Source organism: Negadavirga shengliensis (assembly GCF_042652345.1).
GTDB lineage: Bacteria > Bacteroidota > Bacteroidia > Cytophagales > Cyclobacteriaceae > Negadavirga > Negadavirga shengliensis.
This window is the reverse complement of the sequence record NZ_JBHSJJ010000053.1, coordinates 1-643: the sequence shown is the minus strand read 5'-3', so window position 1 is coordinate 643 and position 643 is coordinate 1. Positions and strand designations below refer to the sequence as shown.

Genomic DNA, 643 nt, shown 5'->3' with positions numbered 1-643 from the left:
CCAAGCATGACGAGATCGTCACACAGTGGGAGGATTATAATAGGCTTGGTTCCATATGACCGCTGAAAACAAATTATAATCATATGAAATCGAGCATGACGGAATCGTCACAAACTGGGATGATTATAAAACATGCGAGATTCCATATGGCCATTAAGAAACAATTATAAACATATGAAAAAAACACTACTCTTACTGATGGCCGGTCTCCTGATGGCCTTTCATCATACCCACGGACAGACGGTCCCCTTACATGGAAAGGTGGTGGACCGGGATTCCGGACAGCCCATCACCGGGGCCCTTATTCAAGAAAAAGCCTCCGGAAAGCTGACGGTGACGGACGAAAACGGCCGCTTTTCCTTTGACCTTCTCCCTGGGAAAACCGAAATCGATGCCAGCTTCCTGGGATATGCCACCAAAACCGTCACTTTCGAAACGCCTTCCACAGAGGAGCAGTTGATCACCTTGGAACAGGAGGACCATACCCTGGACCAGGTGGAAGTGGTGGCTACGGGCTACCAGCAGATCCCCAGATCCAGGGCCTCGGGTTCCTTCGTGACCGTGGATGAACAGCTCGTCGGAAGAAGGGTCAGCACCGACCTGATAGACCGCCTGGAAGACGTCACCTCCGGCCTCATTCTAA

Annotated in this window: 1 protein-coding gene; it reads left to right on the top strand. The window is 50.9% G+C overall.

Annotated elements, in window-relative coordinates; all coding sequences use genetic code 11:
- Window positions 1-174: 174 nt before the first annotated feature.
- The coding region (locus ACFPFU_RS25660; RefSeq protein ID WP_377069609.1) for a carboxypeptidase-like regulatory domain-containing protein at window positions 175-643 on the top strand (469 nt) is incomplete at its 3' end.